This is a genomic window from Streptomyces antimicrobicus, assembly GCF_020532625.1.
GTDB lineage: Bacteria > Actinomycetota > Actinomycetes > Streptomycetales > Streptomycetaceae > Streptomyces > Streptomyces antimicrobicus.
On record NZ_JAJAUY010000001.1, the window covers coordinates 12942 to 27960 of the forward strand.

The following is a 15019-nucleotide window of genomic DNA, read 5'->3' on the forward strand; positions in this document are numbered from 1 at the left end:
GACTTCGTCCCGCCCGGCGGCGGCAATCTGGTGGCACGCCGAAGGGCGGTCCGAAGCAGCGAAGGACTTGACAGCCGCGATCGGACACATCATCGTGAGATACATGTTCAACCATGTATCTCATGCTTGACCGGGCGACTCCATGTGCCCTGACCTGCACTGCCCGTCGCCCCGAGGGCCCGAGAGGGCTCGAAGGAAGCGCCGGCTCCTTGACAACTGCATGGGGATCACGCCGCCTCTCCTCGGCCAAGTAGGCGGCCACGCGGGTCTTCCGCGTGAGGTACAGCGCCATCCCAACCCTTCCGCGGCCTCGGCGGCCGCGGCCGGTTGCCTCCCTCGTCCGTCCCGTACGGGTGGGGTGCGGGGAGCCGGAGCTCCAGCAGCACACCAATGGCACGGCGGCGGGACTCCCCAGCAAGGTCGCCCGCCGCCGTCGCCCCTCCCTGCCCCTCCGATCCAGGAGTGCACCCATGCGTACCCGTACCCGTACGTACATCGGCGGCCAGGAGGCCGTCAGCGCCGACGACTTCGTGGAACTGGCCCTCGGCACGCCGATCGAGCTGTGGCTCGGCGTGGAGGGCGAGAGCGAGGAGGAGCGCGCGGCCCGGCTCGACGCCGCCCGCGACATCCTCGCCGAGAACCCGAACCTTCCCGACGAGGTGAGCCGGGTCGCCGCCGAGGTGATCGAGGCCTACGCGCCCGAGCTGTTCAACGTCGTTCCCCTTCATCGCGTCCCCACGGCCCGCCCGCGTACCCGGTCCGGCAAGGGGGCGGCGGCATGAGCCACCTGACCCCTGAGCCGGAGGACCTGCTCGACCACACCGGCCAGCGTCGACCGACGCGCGGCATGGAGCTGTCGGCACGCGACTTGCGGTTGGCTCTGGCCTTCCACGAGACCGGGCACGCGGTACTGGGCATGGCGTACGGAATGCGCGTCGAGCGGGTGGACCTCTTCACCTGGCAGGACTCGCCGAGTGAGGGCCTCTTCGCGACCGGAGCGACGACGTGGGACGCCCACGGCATCCGGCCGTGGCGGTTCGCCGCCCAGTGCGCCGCCGGTGAGGCCGCGCAAGGACGTTTCCTGCGGGAGCGGGGACTGTGGACCGCGGTGAACGCCGCCGCGTGCGAGTCCGTACACGACCGCGAGCTCGCCATCGACGTGCTCGCTGAGGCCGGTCTGCTGCTCGGACGGAGCCACGCGCCCGCGGGCGGAAAGTCGTGGGCCACCATTCAGGCGGTCGCACGGCGATCGGTCGCCCTGCTGTGGCCGCGCATCCACCGCGTCGCCTTCGCCCTGGAGCAGCACAACACCCTGACCGGCGACGAAGTCGCGCGGCTCGCGGGACTGATCAATCCCGCGCCTGAAGGGGGCGCGTGATGACCGCCCTGGCAGCGAAGGAGCGCACGGCGGTACCGCCGTTGACCCGCCCGGAGCTGGGCCTCGCCGGAACGGGCGCCCTGGCCGCGGCCGGCGTGGGGGCCCTGGGGCTGATCTCCTCGTTCGACGCGGTCTCGGCCGCGGCCGGGCGGTGGGGGTTCGGTGATCCGTGGATGCTGCCGGTAGGTATCGATACCGCGATCCCGGTGTTCACCGTGGCCAACCTGCTGCTCATCCGGATGGACATGGCGTTGGTGTGGGTCAGGTTCGTTCCCTGGGCGCTCACCCTGGTCACATGCGGGCTGAACATCGCCGCCGGTCAGGGGCTGTGGGCCAAGGTCGCCCACGGCACAATGCCGCTGCTGTGGGTGGTCTTCTCCGAGATCGGCGCTCACGTCTACGCCGTCCGCATCGGCGCGGTGACCGGCCGCCGCATGGACAAGATCCGCGCTTCACGCTGGCTCCTCGCCTTCCCCTCCACCTTCTCGCTCTGGCGGCGGATGACCCTGTGGGAGATCACCTCGTACGCCGATGCGCTGGAGCGGGAGAAGGAGCGCCAGCTCGCCCGCGCCGAACTGCGTGAGCAGTACGGGTGGCGGTGGCGGTCGAAGACCCCGCGCCGCGAACGGGTCCTGCTCCGCCTCGGCGAACTGGCTATGGGTGGTCCGGAAGAACCCCGGGTCACGCCTGAGGCGGCGGCCGAGCCCGAGACCCCCGGCGTGTTGGAGAGCAGCAGCGCACTGCCCGAGGAGCCCCGTCCGCTGCCCAAGCGGCCGGTCCGCGGCCGGACGAAGGCGCGGGCCAGGAAGCCGTTGCGCACCGCCGAGGAGCTGCTCGCCGAGGCCCGGGAGGCCACGGCGGCGTGGCCGGACAGCGCGATCAACGCCGAGGCCCTCCGTACGCACCTGCGGTGCTCGGCCGCCAGCTCCCGGGTGCTGCGGGATCAGCTGCTCGCGGACCGTGCCGAGGCGCGCGTCCTTGCTCCGCTCGAAGCCGACACCGCAAAGACGACCGCCGCGGCGGCCGAGGAGGTCGCCGCATGAACGCCGTCATCGCTGCTCTGTCCGCCGCAGTACCTGTCGTGGCCGGATGGTCCGGGCACGTGCTTTGGCTGCGCCGCCGGTTGGACACCGCCCGCCGCGACCCGCTCACCGGTCTGCACACCCGTGACGGCTTCACCCGCCGAGCCGATGCCCTGCTGCGGGACAAGCGAGCCGTCGTCCTTCTCGCCGACGTGGACGACTTCAAGCAGATCAACGATCGGCACGGCCACGCCGCCGGAGACGCCCTCCTCAAGGCAACCGCGGACCGCCTCGCTCACTACGTCGGTCCGGCCGGGGCCGCCGGACGCCTCGGTGGGGACGAGTTCGCTGCCGTTGTCATCGACGCCCACGGCACGGCCGAGGATCTCTTTGCCGCCCTGCACGCCGTACTGGCCCGGCCCGCCGGCTCCGATCAGCCCGACATCCGTACGACGGTCTCGCTCGGCTGGGCCAGGGTCGCCGACTTCCCCGGCGAGAGCCTCTCCCAGCTGCTCGGGCGGGCGGACGAAGCCATGTACGCGGCCAAGCAGGGCCGCGCCGGCATCAAGCGCGCCGGCCTCGGCCGCCTCTTCGCCACCGTGACCGGGCGCCGCGCCGGCCGCCGCGGCGCCCGCACCGACGCCCCCACGGTCGGGGCAGTGGCCTGATGGGCACCGGCCCGATCTTTCGCTGCTTCGACCCGACCGGGACGACGTACGGGATACCGACCTACCCGTGGCGCTACGCCCCCGACGGCCTCGCGACCCGCCGTCAGCTCCGCGCCCTCGGTCTGCGGCCCGGCGGACAGCCCGTCGCCGCGCAGCTGCTCCGCCCGCGCTACCGGCGCGAGCCGCTGGTGGCCTACCTCTACCGGATCGACCGGGCCAAGCCCGTCCGGCCGATGACCTCCCGCAAGTGGGGCGCACTCGCCCTGGCGATGCTCGCCCGCCGCACCTGCCCGCAGTGCCGCACCGACGCCGGATACGTCATCCCGGCCTCGCTCGGCATGTGCGTGCGCTGTGCCTACCCGGCCGAGCGACACTCTGCCGCCTGAACTCCCCTTGTCCACCGCACCGGTCGGGCCCGGCCGCTCACCTCTCACAGCGTCGGCCGGGCCCGCCCATTCCCTTCGCAACGGAAGGAAGCATCAGTGAATCACCCCGACGAGGAGAACGAACTGCTCTCCCGACTCGAAGCCGACATGGGCTCCCACAGCGGCGCCGACGCCGGCGCCGACGTGGTCGACCTCGGCAAGGCCCGGTCCGCCCGGACCGAGTCGCCCGACTCGGCCGCCCGTCCCCGCCCCGACTCGTCGGACACAGGTGGTGTCGACGAGTCGGGCCAGACAACGGCCCGTCCGTTGGTCGACGGCCCGGACGTCGCCGGGCCCGGCTACCTCGGCCGACTCGCCGGGGCCAAGCGCCGGGCGATCGTCCCCGCCTGGTTGCGGTCGAAGGCCGAGCTGAAGGCGGCTGCCAGCTGGGTGGCCCGGCACTACGCGCACCTGGCCGGGTACCACGCGCTCCGCTCCCCGGTCTACGTCGGCCGCCTCGCCCTCCAGGCGCCCCGCGGGGCAGCCCGGTTCGTGGGCGGGAGCCTGCGGTGGATCGCCGACCGGGAGGGCGAGCCGGTCCGGCTGGCCGCCGTACGCCGCGAGGACGTCGGCGACTACCTGAAGCTGTCCCGCCAGCGGGACGGGCGCGTACGGCTGCGCACGCTCGTCGTCGCGCTCGCCACGCTGGTGGGCACGATCACGGCGCTCGCGCTCTACGTCCTTGCCCCCGGCTGGTTCCAGGCCGTCTCCCTCGGCGCCCTGGTCCTCGCGCTCGGCGCGGCCGGTGGCCACGCGGACGCCCCGGTCGTCCACCGCGCGGTGGAGGTCACCAAGGCGCCCAAGCTCACATCGGACATCGTTCTTCGCGCGCTCGGGGCGCTGGGCATCGCGCCGATCAGCCAGGCACAGGCCAAGGGGAGGGACGGCTTCACCTTCACGGCCCCCATCACCCGCGACGGGCCCGGCTGGCGCGCCGAAGGCGACCTGCCCTACGGCGTCACGGTCACGGACGTGATCGAGCGCCGCGACAAGCTCGCCTCGGGTCTTCGCCGGCCGCTCGGATGCGTCTGGCCGGAGGCCGTGCCCGACGAGCACACCGGCCACCTGGTGCTGTGGGTGGGGGACCAGGACATGACCAAGGCCAAGAAGCCCAAGTGGCCGTTGCTGGTCAGCGGCGTGGTGGACCTGTTCCAACCCGTGGCCTACGGCACTGACCAGCGCGGCCGTTGGGTGGAGGTCACCCTCATGTACATCGCCGGGGTGATCGGTGCGATCCCGCGCATGGGCAAGACCTTCCTGCTCCGTCTCCTGCTGCTGATCGCCGCGCTCGACCCCCGGGCCGAGCTGCACACGTACGACATGAAGGGCACCGGCGACCTGGACCCCGTCGGCAACGCGGTCTCCCACCGGCACGCCGCCGGCGACGATGACGACTCCATCGCCTACACCCTGGCCGACTTCCGCGAACTGCGGGAGGAACTGCGGCGCCGGGTGAAGGTGATCCGCTCCCTGCCGCGCGACATCTGCCCGGAAAACAAGGTGACCAGTCTCCTGGCGGACAAGCGCTCCCTCGGCCTTCACCCGATCGTCATCGGGGTGGACGAGTGCCAGGTCCTCTTCGAGCACCCCGAGCACGGCAAGGAGTTCGAGGAGATCGCCACCGACCTCGTCAAGCGCGGCCCGGCCACCGGGATCGTGTTGCTGCTGGCCACCCAGCGGCCGGACGCCAAGTCCCTGCCCACCGGGATCTCGGCGAACGCCTCGGCACGCTGGTGCCTGAAGGTGATGGGCCAGACCGAGAACGACATGGTGCTCGGCACGTCCTCGTACAAACGCGGGGTGCGGGCGACGATGTTCGCCTGGGGCGACAAGGGCATCCATTACTTCATGGGCGAGGGGGCCGACGCCCGGATCGTCGCCTCCACCTACGTCGACGCCCCTGGCGCCGAGACCGTCGCCGTCCGCGCCCGCCAGGTCCGTCAGAAGGCCGGTCTGCTCACCGGGCACGCCCTCGGCGAGGCGCCGGAGCAGGTGACCGGCCCCACGTACGACCTCCTCGCCGACATCGTCGCCGTCGTCCCGGCTGCCGAGCCCAAGGTGTGGTCCGAGACCGTGGCCGCCCGGCTCGCGGAACTGCGGCCCGAGGTCTACGACGGATGGGACCCCGAAGCCCTCGCGGCCGCGCTCAAGCCGCACGGCATCTCCACCCTCCAGGTCGGCCGCCGCATCGACGGCAAGGTCGTCAACCGCCGCGGAATCGACCGCTCCCACATCACGACGACGATTGCGGAGCGTGATGGAAGGCGGGACGCGGGCTGACCGGCCGGGCCGCTAGCGCTAGCGGCAGGCCCCGCTAACGTTAGCGGCTCCGCTAGCGCCACGTACCCGATCTGAGCTGGCCGCTAGCGGATAGCGGCCCACCTGCGGAAATCCCTGAATCCAGCCTGGGAGGGCCCCCATGACCCCTGCCCTGCTCGCTCTCGCATGCCTGCTGGCAGTCACGTTCGGTTACATCGGGCTGTGTGCGGTCTCGCCCTTCGGTGACTGCCGCAAGTGCCGCGGCTTCGGCTTCGCCCTCACCCATGACCGCAAGGGCCGCCCCAAGCGCGGCAAGCACTGCCGTCGTTGCGATGGGCACGGCAAGCGCATCCGTGTCGGCCGCTGGCTCTACAACCGCGCCGTCCGCATTCACCGCGCCGGCACCCGCTGACCGGCTCGCGCCTTCACGCCACGAAGGGACTCGCTCCGATGATCTTCAGCATTTCTGCCGTCCTTCTCTTCGGGACCGCGTCGTACTTCGCCGTCCGGACCAAGTCCGCCAGCGGCGGCGCCGCACTCGTGCTGTTCCTCTTCGGGTTCTTCGCCGCCGGCACCGGCGCCTACGACCCCATCACCAACGTCGTGAGGTCCACTGCCGAGGCCCTGTCCGCCCTCGCCAACTAGGAGTCCACCGTGAACGACCACGTGCTCGACGACACGCCCCAGGGTGTCCATCACCCGGTCCCACTCACCCTGCCCGCGCCGCCGCTGGTAGCGCACCAGCCGCACGCCTTACCGGAGGTCCAGACCGTCCAGCTCCCCGACGGCCGCCTCATCACCGGCTACGCCCTCACGCCCGCCAAGCCCCCGGAGCCGCATCGCGAGCGAATCGGCGTCAACCCGGCCGCCATGAACATCGCCCTCGCCGGCCTCGGCTTCGCCGCCGCCTGCGGCGGACTGTTCCTGCTGACCATGTTCATCACCGCGCTCGCCGCCCTGGTCCAGCAGCTGGTCCTCCTCGCCGCCGTCATCTTCGGCGGCTTCATCGCTGTCCAGGGCCTCGGCACGCGCCCCGAGCGCGGGCACGCCAGGACGACGGTCAACATCCGCCGCGCCGTGATCAAGCGCAACCACTTCCACCACTGACCCGGAGACGCCCATGACCCGCAACACCACCCCGCCGTGGTTCGAGAGCCTGACCGACAGCGTCCACGCCCTCGGCGCCGCCGCTCGGGAGGCCCAGCACGCCCACCATGCCGCCCGCATCTCCCTCGCCCACTACGACCTCGACCGCCTGCGCGCCGTCGACGGCGAACTCATGGTTCCTGGCCGGCCGAGCGGTATGCCGTTCCGCCCCCACGACCACGCCCTCTTCACCATCGGCGACGCCCACCGCAGGCAGGCCAACACCCTGTACCGCCTCTTCTGCCAGACAGCGGACGGCTACGCCTACGGCACCACCTGGGCCATCCGCCAGGTCCTCGACGGGCGCCAGCCCCCGGTCGTGGAACTGCGCCGGAGCGAGCAGGGCTTCTACGTCCTCCCGAGCGAAGCCCACCCCAGCACCGAGGCCTTCGAAGCCCTCGGCCGCTGGGCCGGCAAGGCGGAGTTCGACCGAGCACTCACCGAGCTGCAGCGCCGCGAGGCCGCGGCCGAGTACGCGGAGGGCCTCGACGCGTACGAGTACCTGACCGACCACGAGGCCTCGGCGATGCACGATGCCGCTCGCATCGCCGAGGGCAGGCCCGACGCGGCCTACGCCTACGGCGAGCACGCGGAGCGAGCCCTGCGCTTCGCCCTCCTCGGCGCGCGTAGCACCAGCACCAGCACCACAAGCCGGTAGATACACCGCGGCGGCGGGACTCCCCAGCAAGGTCGCCCGCCGCCGCGGTCCTCCCCGCCCACCCGAAGGCAGACAGGAGACCTCAAGCATGCCCCACCTCATGCCCGTTGCACACCATGGCGTCAACCAGCCCCCGCGCCGCCGCGCTGGCACCCTGCTCCGGCAGGTCGCCGCATGACCGCCTACGCCGGTCCCCTCCGCATCGCGCTGGACCTTGCCGCACGCGGCGTGCCCGTGCTCCCACTCAGCCCGGACAAGCGGCCCGTGGCCAACTGCCCCGCCTGCCGGGAGAACGTCTGCGGCGGGCGGCCGGTCATGAAGACGCCCGGTCCCTGCCGGTGCCTCCGGCCCTGCCACGGCTGGGCCGCCTCGACCGCCGATTCCGGCGTCCTCACCTCGGGCGCCTGGGCGGCGGCGTGGCGGCAAGCGGGAGCCGTCGGCTACCACCCGGGTGCGGGCGGACTGACCGTGGTGGACCTGGACAGTCCGGAGGCCGTCGCCTGGGCCCGCAGCGCGCTGCCCGCCACGCGGACGGTGTCCAGCACCCGCGGACAACACTGGATCTACCTCGGCGCCATGACCTCTCACAACGGAGTGCGGCCCGGCGTGGACGTGAAGTCCTCCATGGCCTACGCGCGCTGGCTCGGGCCCGGCACCGGCACCATGACGCATCTGCCCGAGGCCGTCCGCGCGCTGGTCGCGAAGCAAGAGACCACCCCCGCCCGGGGGCGGGTGGTCTCTTCCGTTCCCGGACCTGCCACCTGGACTCGGGACGTGGCCACCGGCTGCCGCCACACCGATGCCTTCAACCGCGAGGGACTGGCCCGAGGGCTCGCCTTGATCGCTGCCAAGCGTGAGTCCGGAGCAGGAGGCCAGACCTTCGGCGTAGCCCGGTTCCTGGCCGCCCGGCACACCGGATGCCCCGGCCCCTGCGGCCTCCAACAGGTACGGGAACAGCTCGTGGCCGCCGCCGTCGCCGTGGGCGTCCCCGAGTCCTACGCGGAACGCGCCGTCACCCGCGGCTTTGACGAGGCGCGGGTGCTTGAGCGGAGGGCGGCCGGGTGAGCGCCAACCCGATCCCGCCGCTGCACCTCTACTCCGTTCCCCGGGAGCCGCCCGGTGAGGCGGGGCCGGTCCCGCCGAAGCGGGAGCGGCCTCGTACGGCCTGGACCGCCGATCAGCTCATGGCGGCCGAGTTCCCCGAGCCCAAGTGGGCCGTCCCCGGGATCCTGGCCGAGGGGGTCAGTCTCCTCGCCGGGCCGCCCAAGGTCGGCAAGTCCTGGCTGTCTCTCGGCCTCGGCCTCTCCGTCGCCGCCGGCGGCCACGCCTTCGACACCGTGCCCGTCCAGGGCGGGCCCGTGCTCTACCTCGCCCTGGAGGACACCCCGCGGCGGCTTCAGAGCCGGATGGGGAAGATCCTCGGCGGCCGGGCCGCACCTGCCGGGCTCACGCTCGTGACCGAGTGCCCGCCCTTCCCCCAGGGCGGGACCGAGGCCGTCGCCCAGTGGCTGGAGCGGCACCCCGACGCCCGGATGGTCGTCATCGACGTCTTCGCCAAGATGCGCGGGCACGCGCCGCCCGGAGTCTCCGCGTACGACGCCGACTACGTGGCCGTGGGCTACGCCAAACGCCTCGCCGACCACTTCGGCATCGCCGTGGTCCTCGTCCACCACGTCCGCAAGGCGGGCTCCGAGGACTTCCTCACCGAGGTCTCGGGGACCAACGGCATCGCCGGAGCGGCGGACGCCACGCTCGTCCTCAAGCGCGCCCGCGGCCAGGCCGACGGCATCCTCCACGTCACCGGCCGCGACGTGAACGAAGCCGAGTACGCCCTCCAGTTCCAGGAAGCCTCGGGCACGTGGAAGCTCCTGGAAGGCCCGGCCTCGGACCACACCATCGGCGACACCCGGGCGGCGATCCTCCGCTATGTCCGCGCCCACCCCGGCGCCCGCCCCAAGGACATCGCAGAGGCCCTCCCTGGCACCGACGCCGACACCGTCCGCCGGACCTGCTCGCGCATGGCCGCCGACGGCCAGCTCACCAAGGACGCCAGCGGCCGGTACTACCCGGACACCGAAACCCGGACAGCTCCCATGCGGCAGGTGTCCCAGCTGTCCGAGTGTCCGGTTATCCCACCTGACCAGCGAAAAGGACCCGGACAGTCAGAACTGGAGCTGTCCGGGCTGTCCGGTCCGACCGGAGATGAAGGGACGTATACGTGAGTGGGCGTGCCGCGGACGACAAGCTGACCATTGCCGAGGTTCTCGCCGACCTGAAGGTGGCCCCCTCCACCTTCCACCGGTGGCGCCAGCTCGGAAAGGGACCCCGTTCGATCAAGCTCCCGAACGGCGACGTGCGAATCCGCCGCTCAGAGTACGAGCGGTGGCTCGCCGCGCGGGAGGATGCTGCGTGACCCACCGCAGTACCAGCGGTGACCCGGGCGTCCGCGAAAGCGGGCGCCCGGATTCCCCTGTGACCGAAGAGCTTTCGACAGATGTGCGGATCTGGAACATCTCCCCCGTGAGGAGCAAGTCGGCCCCGTTCCAGCTGAGGTGGAAAGTAGCCGGGCGCGTGAAGACGGCCAGTTTCGCCACACACGCCCTGGCGGACAGCCGCCGTTCGCAACTTCGTCAGGCAATGAGCCGCGGTGAGTCATTCGGCGTGGATTCCGGACTCCCGGTTTCGGAACTCAGAGATCAGACACCTAAGGAAACGAACAAGGACGATCCGAACTGGTGGACCTTTTCCCGTGAATATCTGGCCGCTCGCTGGCGGACTGCGGCGGCCAAAACACGGGAGGGCCTCGCGGACAGCCTCGCCACCGTGGCCATAGCCATGGGGGGGGAGGGCAACAGGGCCCCGAACCCTGAGGAGATACGCCTCGCGGTCCGATGGGCCGTCGTACCGAGCCACGCGAACGAGGATCCGCCGGAGGAGCTGAGGGCCGCGGCACGCTGGCTGGCGGAGAAGTCCTTGCCGCTGTCCGCGCTTCGCGAATCCCAGGTAGCCCGTGACGTCCACTACCAGCTGGCCTTCAAGCTGGACGGGACCCCGGCCGCGGCCGAGACCTACAAGCGGCGCCGCAGGGGATTCAACACGGCTATGGACTACGCCGTTCAAGAGGGATACCTCGATAGGAACCCCCTCGTGGGTCTGAAACGACCGGGCACGGGCGGCATCACCGGAATCGTGGACCCGCGCGTCCTGGTGAACGAATTGCAGGGTCGCCAACTGCTCACCGCCGTTTCCTATGTCGGCTCGGTCCACCGGAACAGAGGGCGTCGGCTCGTCGGATTCTTCGGGTGCATGCTCTACGCCGCGACGCGGCCGGCGGAAGCGGTCGGGCTCACCCTCGACCAGTGCCATCTACCTGATACGGGCTGGGGAACGCTGACCTTGAAAGAGACGCGCCCGGTCGCCGGAAAGAAATGGACGGATTCCGGAGAGCGCCACGACCGGCGCGGGCTCAAGTCGCGCGAGCCGGACAAGGACCGACCCGTGCCCATCCCGCCGGTCCTGGTGGCTCTGCTGCGCGAGCACCTCACCGAGTTCGGTACGGCTCCGGACGGGCGTCTCTTCGGCAACGAGCGGGGTGGGCTCTTGGGGAGCTCCAGCTACTGGCGCGTGTGGAAGGAGGCCCGGGCGCTGGCGCTCCCGCCGGACAAGGTCGCTTCGCCCCTGGCCCGCCGGCCGTACGACCTCCGGGCCACGTGCATCACCAACTGGCTCCGCGCCGGCCTGCCAGTGGCGAAGGTCGCCCGCCGCGCCGGGAACTCACCGGAGGTCATTCACCGCGACTACGCCGGCTGCCTGGACGACAGCGAGGAGGACAACAACAGGAAGATCGAAGAAGCGATGGGATGGGGGAGCGGCGGCGTCTGAAGCGCGGCTCCGTCCTCGTCCTGGGCCTCGCCGCTCGCCGCGTGGCCCACGCGCCCTTCACGCGCGGCCAGTGGGAGCCAACGAGAAAGCCCCGGACTCAGTGGGACTGAGTCCGGGGCTTCTCTTTTGGCACTCGTGCTGGTCAGCAGATGATTCCACTGATCAACACCAAGTGCCCCCGGCAGGATTCGAACCTGCGCACACGGCTCCGGAGGCCGTTGCTCTATCCCCTGAGCTACGGGGGCGGGGGTCGCGCTCTCGCGGCGACGGGTAGAACACTACCAGCTTCCGCGGGGTGATCAGGAACGGGTTTCCCCGGTGGGGCCGGGTGGGTCGCCCGGAGGGGGTGGAAGTGGCAAAAACCCGGACGCGGGGGCCGGGCTCCACCTACTGTTGAGTTGTGTCAGGCGCCTCAGGTCGGGTCCTCGTCGTCGACGACAACAAGGTCATCCGGCAGCTGATCAAGGTCAATCTCGAACTGGAGGGTTTCGAGGTCGTGACCGCGGCTGATGGTGCCGAGTGTCTGGACGTCGTGCACCGGGTCCGTCCCGACGTCGTCACCCTGGACGTGGTCATGCCGCGGCTCGACGGGTTCGGGACCGCCACGCGGCTGCGCGCCGATCCGCGGACGCGGCATCTGCCGCTCGTGATCGTGAGCGCCTGTACGCAGCACGAGGTGGAGACCGGGATCGCGGCCGGGGTGGAGGCGTTCCTCGCCAAGCCCTTCGAGCCGGCCGAGCTCGTGCGGCTCGTGCGGCGGCTCACCGAGCGCAAGGGTGTTCACATGGCGAAACCGGTTCGCGTTCGGGGGGACCTTCTCCCCTAGGCTGGTCCCCGTGACCCCCGCCGACCTCTCCCGTACCGTCGCGCACGCCGTGCGCTGCGCGGTCGAGGACGGAGAGCTGGCCGCGCGCGTCGAGGTTCCGGAGCGGGTGGTCGTCGAGCGGACCCGGCCCGGGGGAGTGGGGGACTACGCCTCCAACATCGCCCTGCGCATCGCCGGGCAGGCCGGACGCCCGCCCCGGGAGGTCGCCGAGCTGCTGCGCAGCCGGCTGACCGGCGCCGACCCCCACCTCAGGGCCTGCCCCGGCTCCGCTGCCCGCCCCACCGTCGGCCCCGGCCCCGGCCCCGGCCCCGGCCCCGGCAGCGGCATCGGCAGGGTCGACGTCACCGGGCCCGGGTTCCTGAGTTTCAGCCTCACCGGCGAGGCGTGGGCCGAGGTGCGGGCGCGTGTGATCGCCCAGCGGGAGTTCTACGGGTACGTCGGCCATGGCGCCCCGCCCGTCCACGCCGCCGACTCCGCCCAGCCCGCCTCCGCCGCCCCGCCCGCCTGGACGACCGACCCCAGCCCCCGCCCCCGCGTGGTCCGCGAGGCCGTGGCCCGGATCCTGCGCAGTCAAGGCCGCGCCGACGCGCCCGCCCCCGACCACGCCCCCGACCACGGCCCCCACCCCGCCGCCCCCGCCCCCGCCGCCCTCCGCGTCGCCCCCGTGCCGCGGGCCGAGGCAGACGTCGTGGCGCGGTTCGGGGCGGATGCCGCCGCCTGGGCCATGCTCGCCGTCCCGCCGCACGAGGTGCCCGTCTTCGCGTCCCCCCGGCTGCTGCGCCAGGACGAAAGCAACGAGTTCTTCCGGGTGCGGTACGCCTACGCGCGCAGCCGGGCCCTCGTGCGCAACGCCTCCGTCATCGGGTTCGGCCCCGACCCCCGGCCCGCCCCCGCCCCCGCCCCTGCCCCTGCCCCCGCCGCAGAGCCTGACCCCTGCGCCCCGGCCGCCTCCGCCCCCGCCCCCGAGGCCCCCCTCCTGCGCGCCCTCGCCGACCACCCCCTGGTCCTCGACGCCGCCGCCCACCACCGGGCGCCCGAGCGGCTGGTGCGCCAGCTCGTCGTGGTCGCCGACGCGCTGCTCGACTTCCAGCACCACGTGCTCCCGCTCGGCGACGAGAAACCCTCGGCCGCCCACCGCTCCCGGCTGGCCCTTGCCGAAGCCGCCGGGGCGGTGCTGGCCGGCGGCCTGGCCCTGCTCGGTATCGGCGCTCCCGAGTACCTCTGAATCGCGTAAGAGAGATCTGTCATGAGTCGTTCCGCACACCCCGCCGGCCCCCGCCACGCAGCCGACCTGCCCGAGGGCCACTACTCGCCGCCGCCGGCCGACCTCAACCTCCTGGACGAGAAGGTCTGGTCGAGGACCGTACGCCGCGGGGACGACGGCGTCGTACGCGTCGGCGGGATGGAAGTGACGCGGCTGGCCGAGGAGTTCGGGACGCCGGCCTACTTCCTCGACGAGGAGGACTTCCGGGCCCGCTGCCGCGCCTGGGCGCACGCCTTCGGGCCGGACGCGGACGTCTTCTACGCCGGCAAGGCGTTCCTGTCCAAGGCGATCGTGCGCTGGCTGCGCGACGAGGGCCTCAACCTCGACGTCTGCTCCGGCGGGGAGCTGGCCACCGCGCTCGCCGCCGAGATGCCGGCCGGGCGCATCGCCTTCCACGGCAACAACAAGTCCCTCGCCGAGATCCGCCGGGCCGTCGAGGCCGGCGTCGGCCGGATCGTGCTCGACTCCTACGAGGAGATCGCCCGGGTCGCGCACGTCGCCGCCGAGCTCGGCGTACGGCAGCGGGTGCAGATCCGGGTGACCGTCGGCGTCGAGGCGCACACGCACGAGTTCATCGCGACCGCGCACGAGGACCAGAAGTTCGGCATCGCGGTCGCCGACGGGGCCGCCGCCGAGGCCGTCCGCCGGGCGCTCGGCCACGACAGCCTGGAGCTCATCGGCATCCACTCGCACATCGGCTCGCAGATCTTCGACATGGCCGGCTTCGAGGTCTCCGCCAAGCGCGTGGTGCGGCTGCTGGCCGCCGTCCGCGACGAGCACGGGGTCGAGCTGCCCGAGATCGACCTCGGCGGCGGCCTGGGCATCGCGTACACCTCCGACGACGACCCGCGCGAGCCGCACGAGATCGCCAAGGCGCTCACCGAGATCGTCGCCCGCGAGTGCGAGAGCGCGGGCCTGGCCACGCCCCGGATCTCCGTGGAGCCGGGCCGGGCCATCGTCGGCCCGACCGCCTTCACCCTCTACGAGGTCGGCACGGTCAAGCCGCTGGCGGGCCTGCGGACGTACGTCAGCGTGGACGGCGGCATGAGCGACAACATCCGTACCGCCCTCTACGACGCCGAGTACTCGGTCGCGCTCGTCTCGCGCACCTCGACCGCCGAGCCGATGCTCAGCCGGGTCGTCGGCAAGCACTGCGAGAGCGGCGACATCGTCGTGCGCGACGCCTTCCTGCCGGCCGACCTGGCCCCCGGCGACCTGATCGCCGTCCCCGCCACGGGCGCGTACTGCCGCTCCATGGCCAGCAATTACAACCACGCCCTGCGTCCGCCGGTCGTCGCCGTGCGCGACGGTGCGGCGCGGGTGATCGTCCGGCGCGAGACGGAGGAAGATCTCCTGCGACTCGACCTCGGATGATGAAATAGACGTCTCAATCCATGGACGAAGGATGGAAAGTCCGGTCCATTGCGTGAGACTGGTGCACACACTGGTTCACACCGGCCGCAATTCGGCGGACCGGGCTGACTCGGATGA

The 15019-nt window shown here is 72.0% G+C and carries 17 protein-coding genes and 1 tRNA gene; 17 read left to right on the forward strand and 1 reads right to left on the reverse strand.

What is annotated here, in order from left to right; genetic code table 11:
- Window positions 1-470: 470 nt before the first annotated feature.
- The 14 genes from LG632_RS00075 to LG632_RS00140 all read left to right on the forward strand — a co-directional run bounded on the left by LG632_RS00075 (window position 471) and on the right by LG632_RS00140 (window position 11438).
- Window positions 471-782: a hypothetical protein gene (locus LG632_RS00075; protein ID WP_226724199.1), complete on the forward strand. Its 312-nt coding sequence runs from the start codon at window positions 471-473 to the stop codon at window positions 780-782.
- Window positions 779-1378 (forward strand): hypothetical protein, encoded by a 600-nt coding sequence (locus tag LG632_RS00080; RefSeq protein WP_226724200.1) that lies wholly within the window; start codon window positions 779-781, stop codon window positions 1376-1378. Before LG632_RS00075 ends, LG632_RS00080 begins: the two co-directional genes overlap by 4 nt.
- Entirely contained in the window at window positions 1378-2421 is a 1044-nt protein-coding gene (locus LG632_RS00085) for a DUF2637 domain-containing protein (protein ID WP_226724201.1), read from the forward strand. Before LG632_RS00080 ends, LG632_RS00085 begins: the two co-directional genes overlap by 1 nt.
- The gene (locus tag LG632_RS00090; RefSeq protein ID WP_226724202.1) at window positions 2418-3068 is read left to right on the forward strand and encodes a GGDEF domain-containing protein; all 651 of its coding nucleotides are present in this window, start codon (window positions 2418-2420) and stop codon (window positions 3066-3068) included. The genes LG632_RS00085 and LG632_RS00090 overlap by 4 nt, the downstream gene beginning before the upstream one ends.
- Window positions 3068-3454 carry an RRQRL motif-containing zinc-binding protein gene (locus tag LG632_RS00095; RefSeq protein ID WP_226724203.1) on the forward strand — a complete coding sequence of 129 codons (387 nt, stop codon included), beginning with the start codon at window positions 3068-3070 and terminating at the stop codon, window positions 3452-3454. Before LG632_RS00090 ends, LG632_RS00095 begins: the two co-directional genes overlap by 1 nt.
- A 96-nt stretch (window positions 3455-3550) precedes the next feature.
- Window positions 3551-5773, forward strand: coding sequence for a cell division protein FtsK (locus LG632_RS00100; protein ID WP_226724204.1), 2223 nt, complete (start codon window positions 3551-3553; stop codon window positions 5771-5773).
- A 139-nt stretch (window positions 5774-5912) separates the two neighbouring features.
- Complete coding sequence (locus LG632_RS00105; protein ID WP_226724205.1) at window positions 5913-6164, forward strand: hypothetical protein; 252 nt, start codon at window positions 5913-5915, stop codon at window positions 6162-6164.
- 38 nt (window positions 6165-6202) lie between these two features.
- The gene (locus LG632_RS00110; RefSeq protein ID WP_226724206.1) at window positions 6203-6397 is read left to right on the forward strand and encodes a hypothetical protein; all 195 of its coding nucleotides are present in this window, start codon (window positions 6203-6205) and stop codon (window positions 6395-6397) included.
- Between the two features lie 9 nt (window positions 6398-6406).
- Window positions 6407-6859 (forward strand): hypothetical protein, encoded by a 453-nt coding sequence (locus LG632_RS00115; RefSeq protein ID WP_226724207.1) that lies wholly within the window; start codon window positions 6407-6409, stop codon window positions 6857-6859.
- A gap of 13 nt (window positions 6860-6872) precedes the next feature.
- Complete coding sequence (locus LG632_RS00120) at window positions 6873-7556, forward strand: hypothetical protein (protein WP_226724208.1); 684 nt, start codon at window positions 6873-6875, stop codon at window positions 7554-7556.
- A 174-nt stretch (window positions 7557-7730) separates the two neighbouring features.
- Entirely contained in the window at window positions 7731-8621 is an 891-nt protein-coding gene (locus LG632_RS00125; RefSeq protein ID WP_226724209.1) for a bifunctional DNA primase/polymerase, read from the forward strand.
- Complete coding sequence (locus LG632_RS00130) at window positions 8618-9778, forward strand: AAA family ATPase (protein WP_226724210.1); 1161 nt, start codon at window positions 8618-8620, stop codon at window positions 9776-9778. Before LG632_RS00125 ends, LG632_RS00130 begins: the two co-directional genes overlap by 4 nt.
- Window positions 9775-9969: a helix-turn-helix transcriptional regulator gene (locus tag LG632_RS00135; protein ID WP_226724211.1), complete on the forward strand. Its 195-nt coding sequence runs from the start codon at window positions 9775-9777 to the stop codon at window positions 9967-9969. Before LG632_RS00130 ends, LG632_RS00135 begins: the two co-directional genes overlap by 4 nt.
- Window positions 9966-11438, forward strand: a complete 1473-nt coding sequence (locus tag LG632_RS00140; RefSeq protein WP_374203361.1) for a tyrosine-type recombinase/integrase — start codon at window positions 9966-9968, stop codon at window positions 11436-11438. The genes LG632_RS00135 and LG632_RS00140 overlap by 4 nt, the downstream gene beginning before the upstream one ends.
- Window positions 11439-11611: 173 nt before the next feature.
- Here LG632_RS00140 and LG632_RS00145 read toward each other — a convergent pair.
- Window positions 11612-11683: transfer RNA gene (locus LG632_RS00145), tRNA-Arg, on the reverse strand.
- 155 nt (window positions 11684-11838) lie between these two features.
- On the opposite strand from LG632_RS00145, the gene LG632_RS00150 reads away from it, so the two are divergent.
- The 3 genes from LG632_RS00150 to lysA are packed head-to-tail and all read left to right on the forward strand — an operon-like array spanning window position 11839 to window position 14902.
- Window positions 11839-12264, forward strand: a complete 426-nt coding sequence (locus tag LG632_RS00150; RefSeq protein ID WP_226724213.1) for a response regulator — start codon at window positions 11839-11841, stop codon at window positions 12262-12264.
- 10 nt (window positions 12265-12274) lie between these two features.
- Window positions 12275-13489, forward strand: coding sequence for an ArgS-related anticodon-binding protein NrtL (nrtL, locus tag LG632_RS00155; protein ID WP_226724214.1), 1215 nt, complete (start codon window positions 12275-12277; stop codon window positions 13487-13489).
- Window positions 13490-13510: 21 nt separating this feature from the next.
- Window positions 13511-14902: a diaminopimelate decarboxylase gene (gene lysA / locus LG632_RS00160; RefSeq protein WP_226724215.1), complete on the forward strand. Its 1392-nt coding sequence runs from the start codon at window positions 13511-13513 to the stop codon at window positions 14900-14902.
- The last annotated feature ends 117 nt before the right edge of the window (window positions 14903-15019 follow it).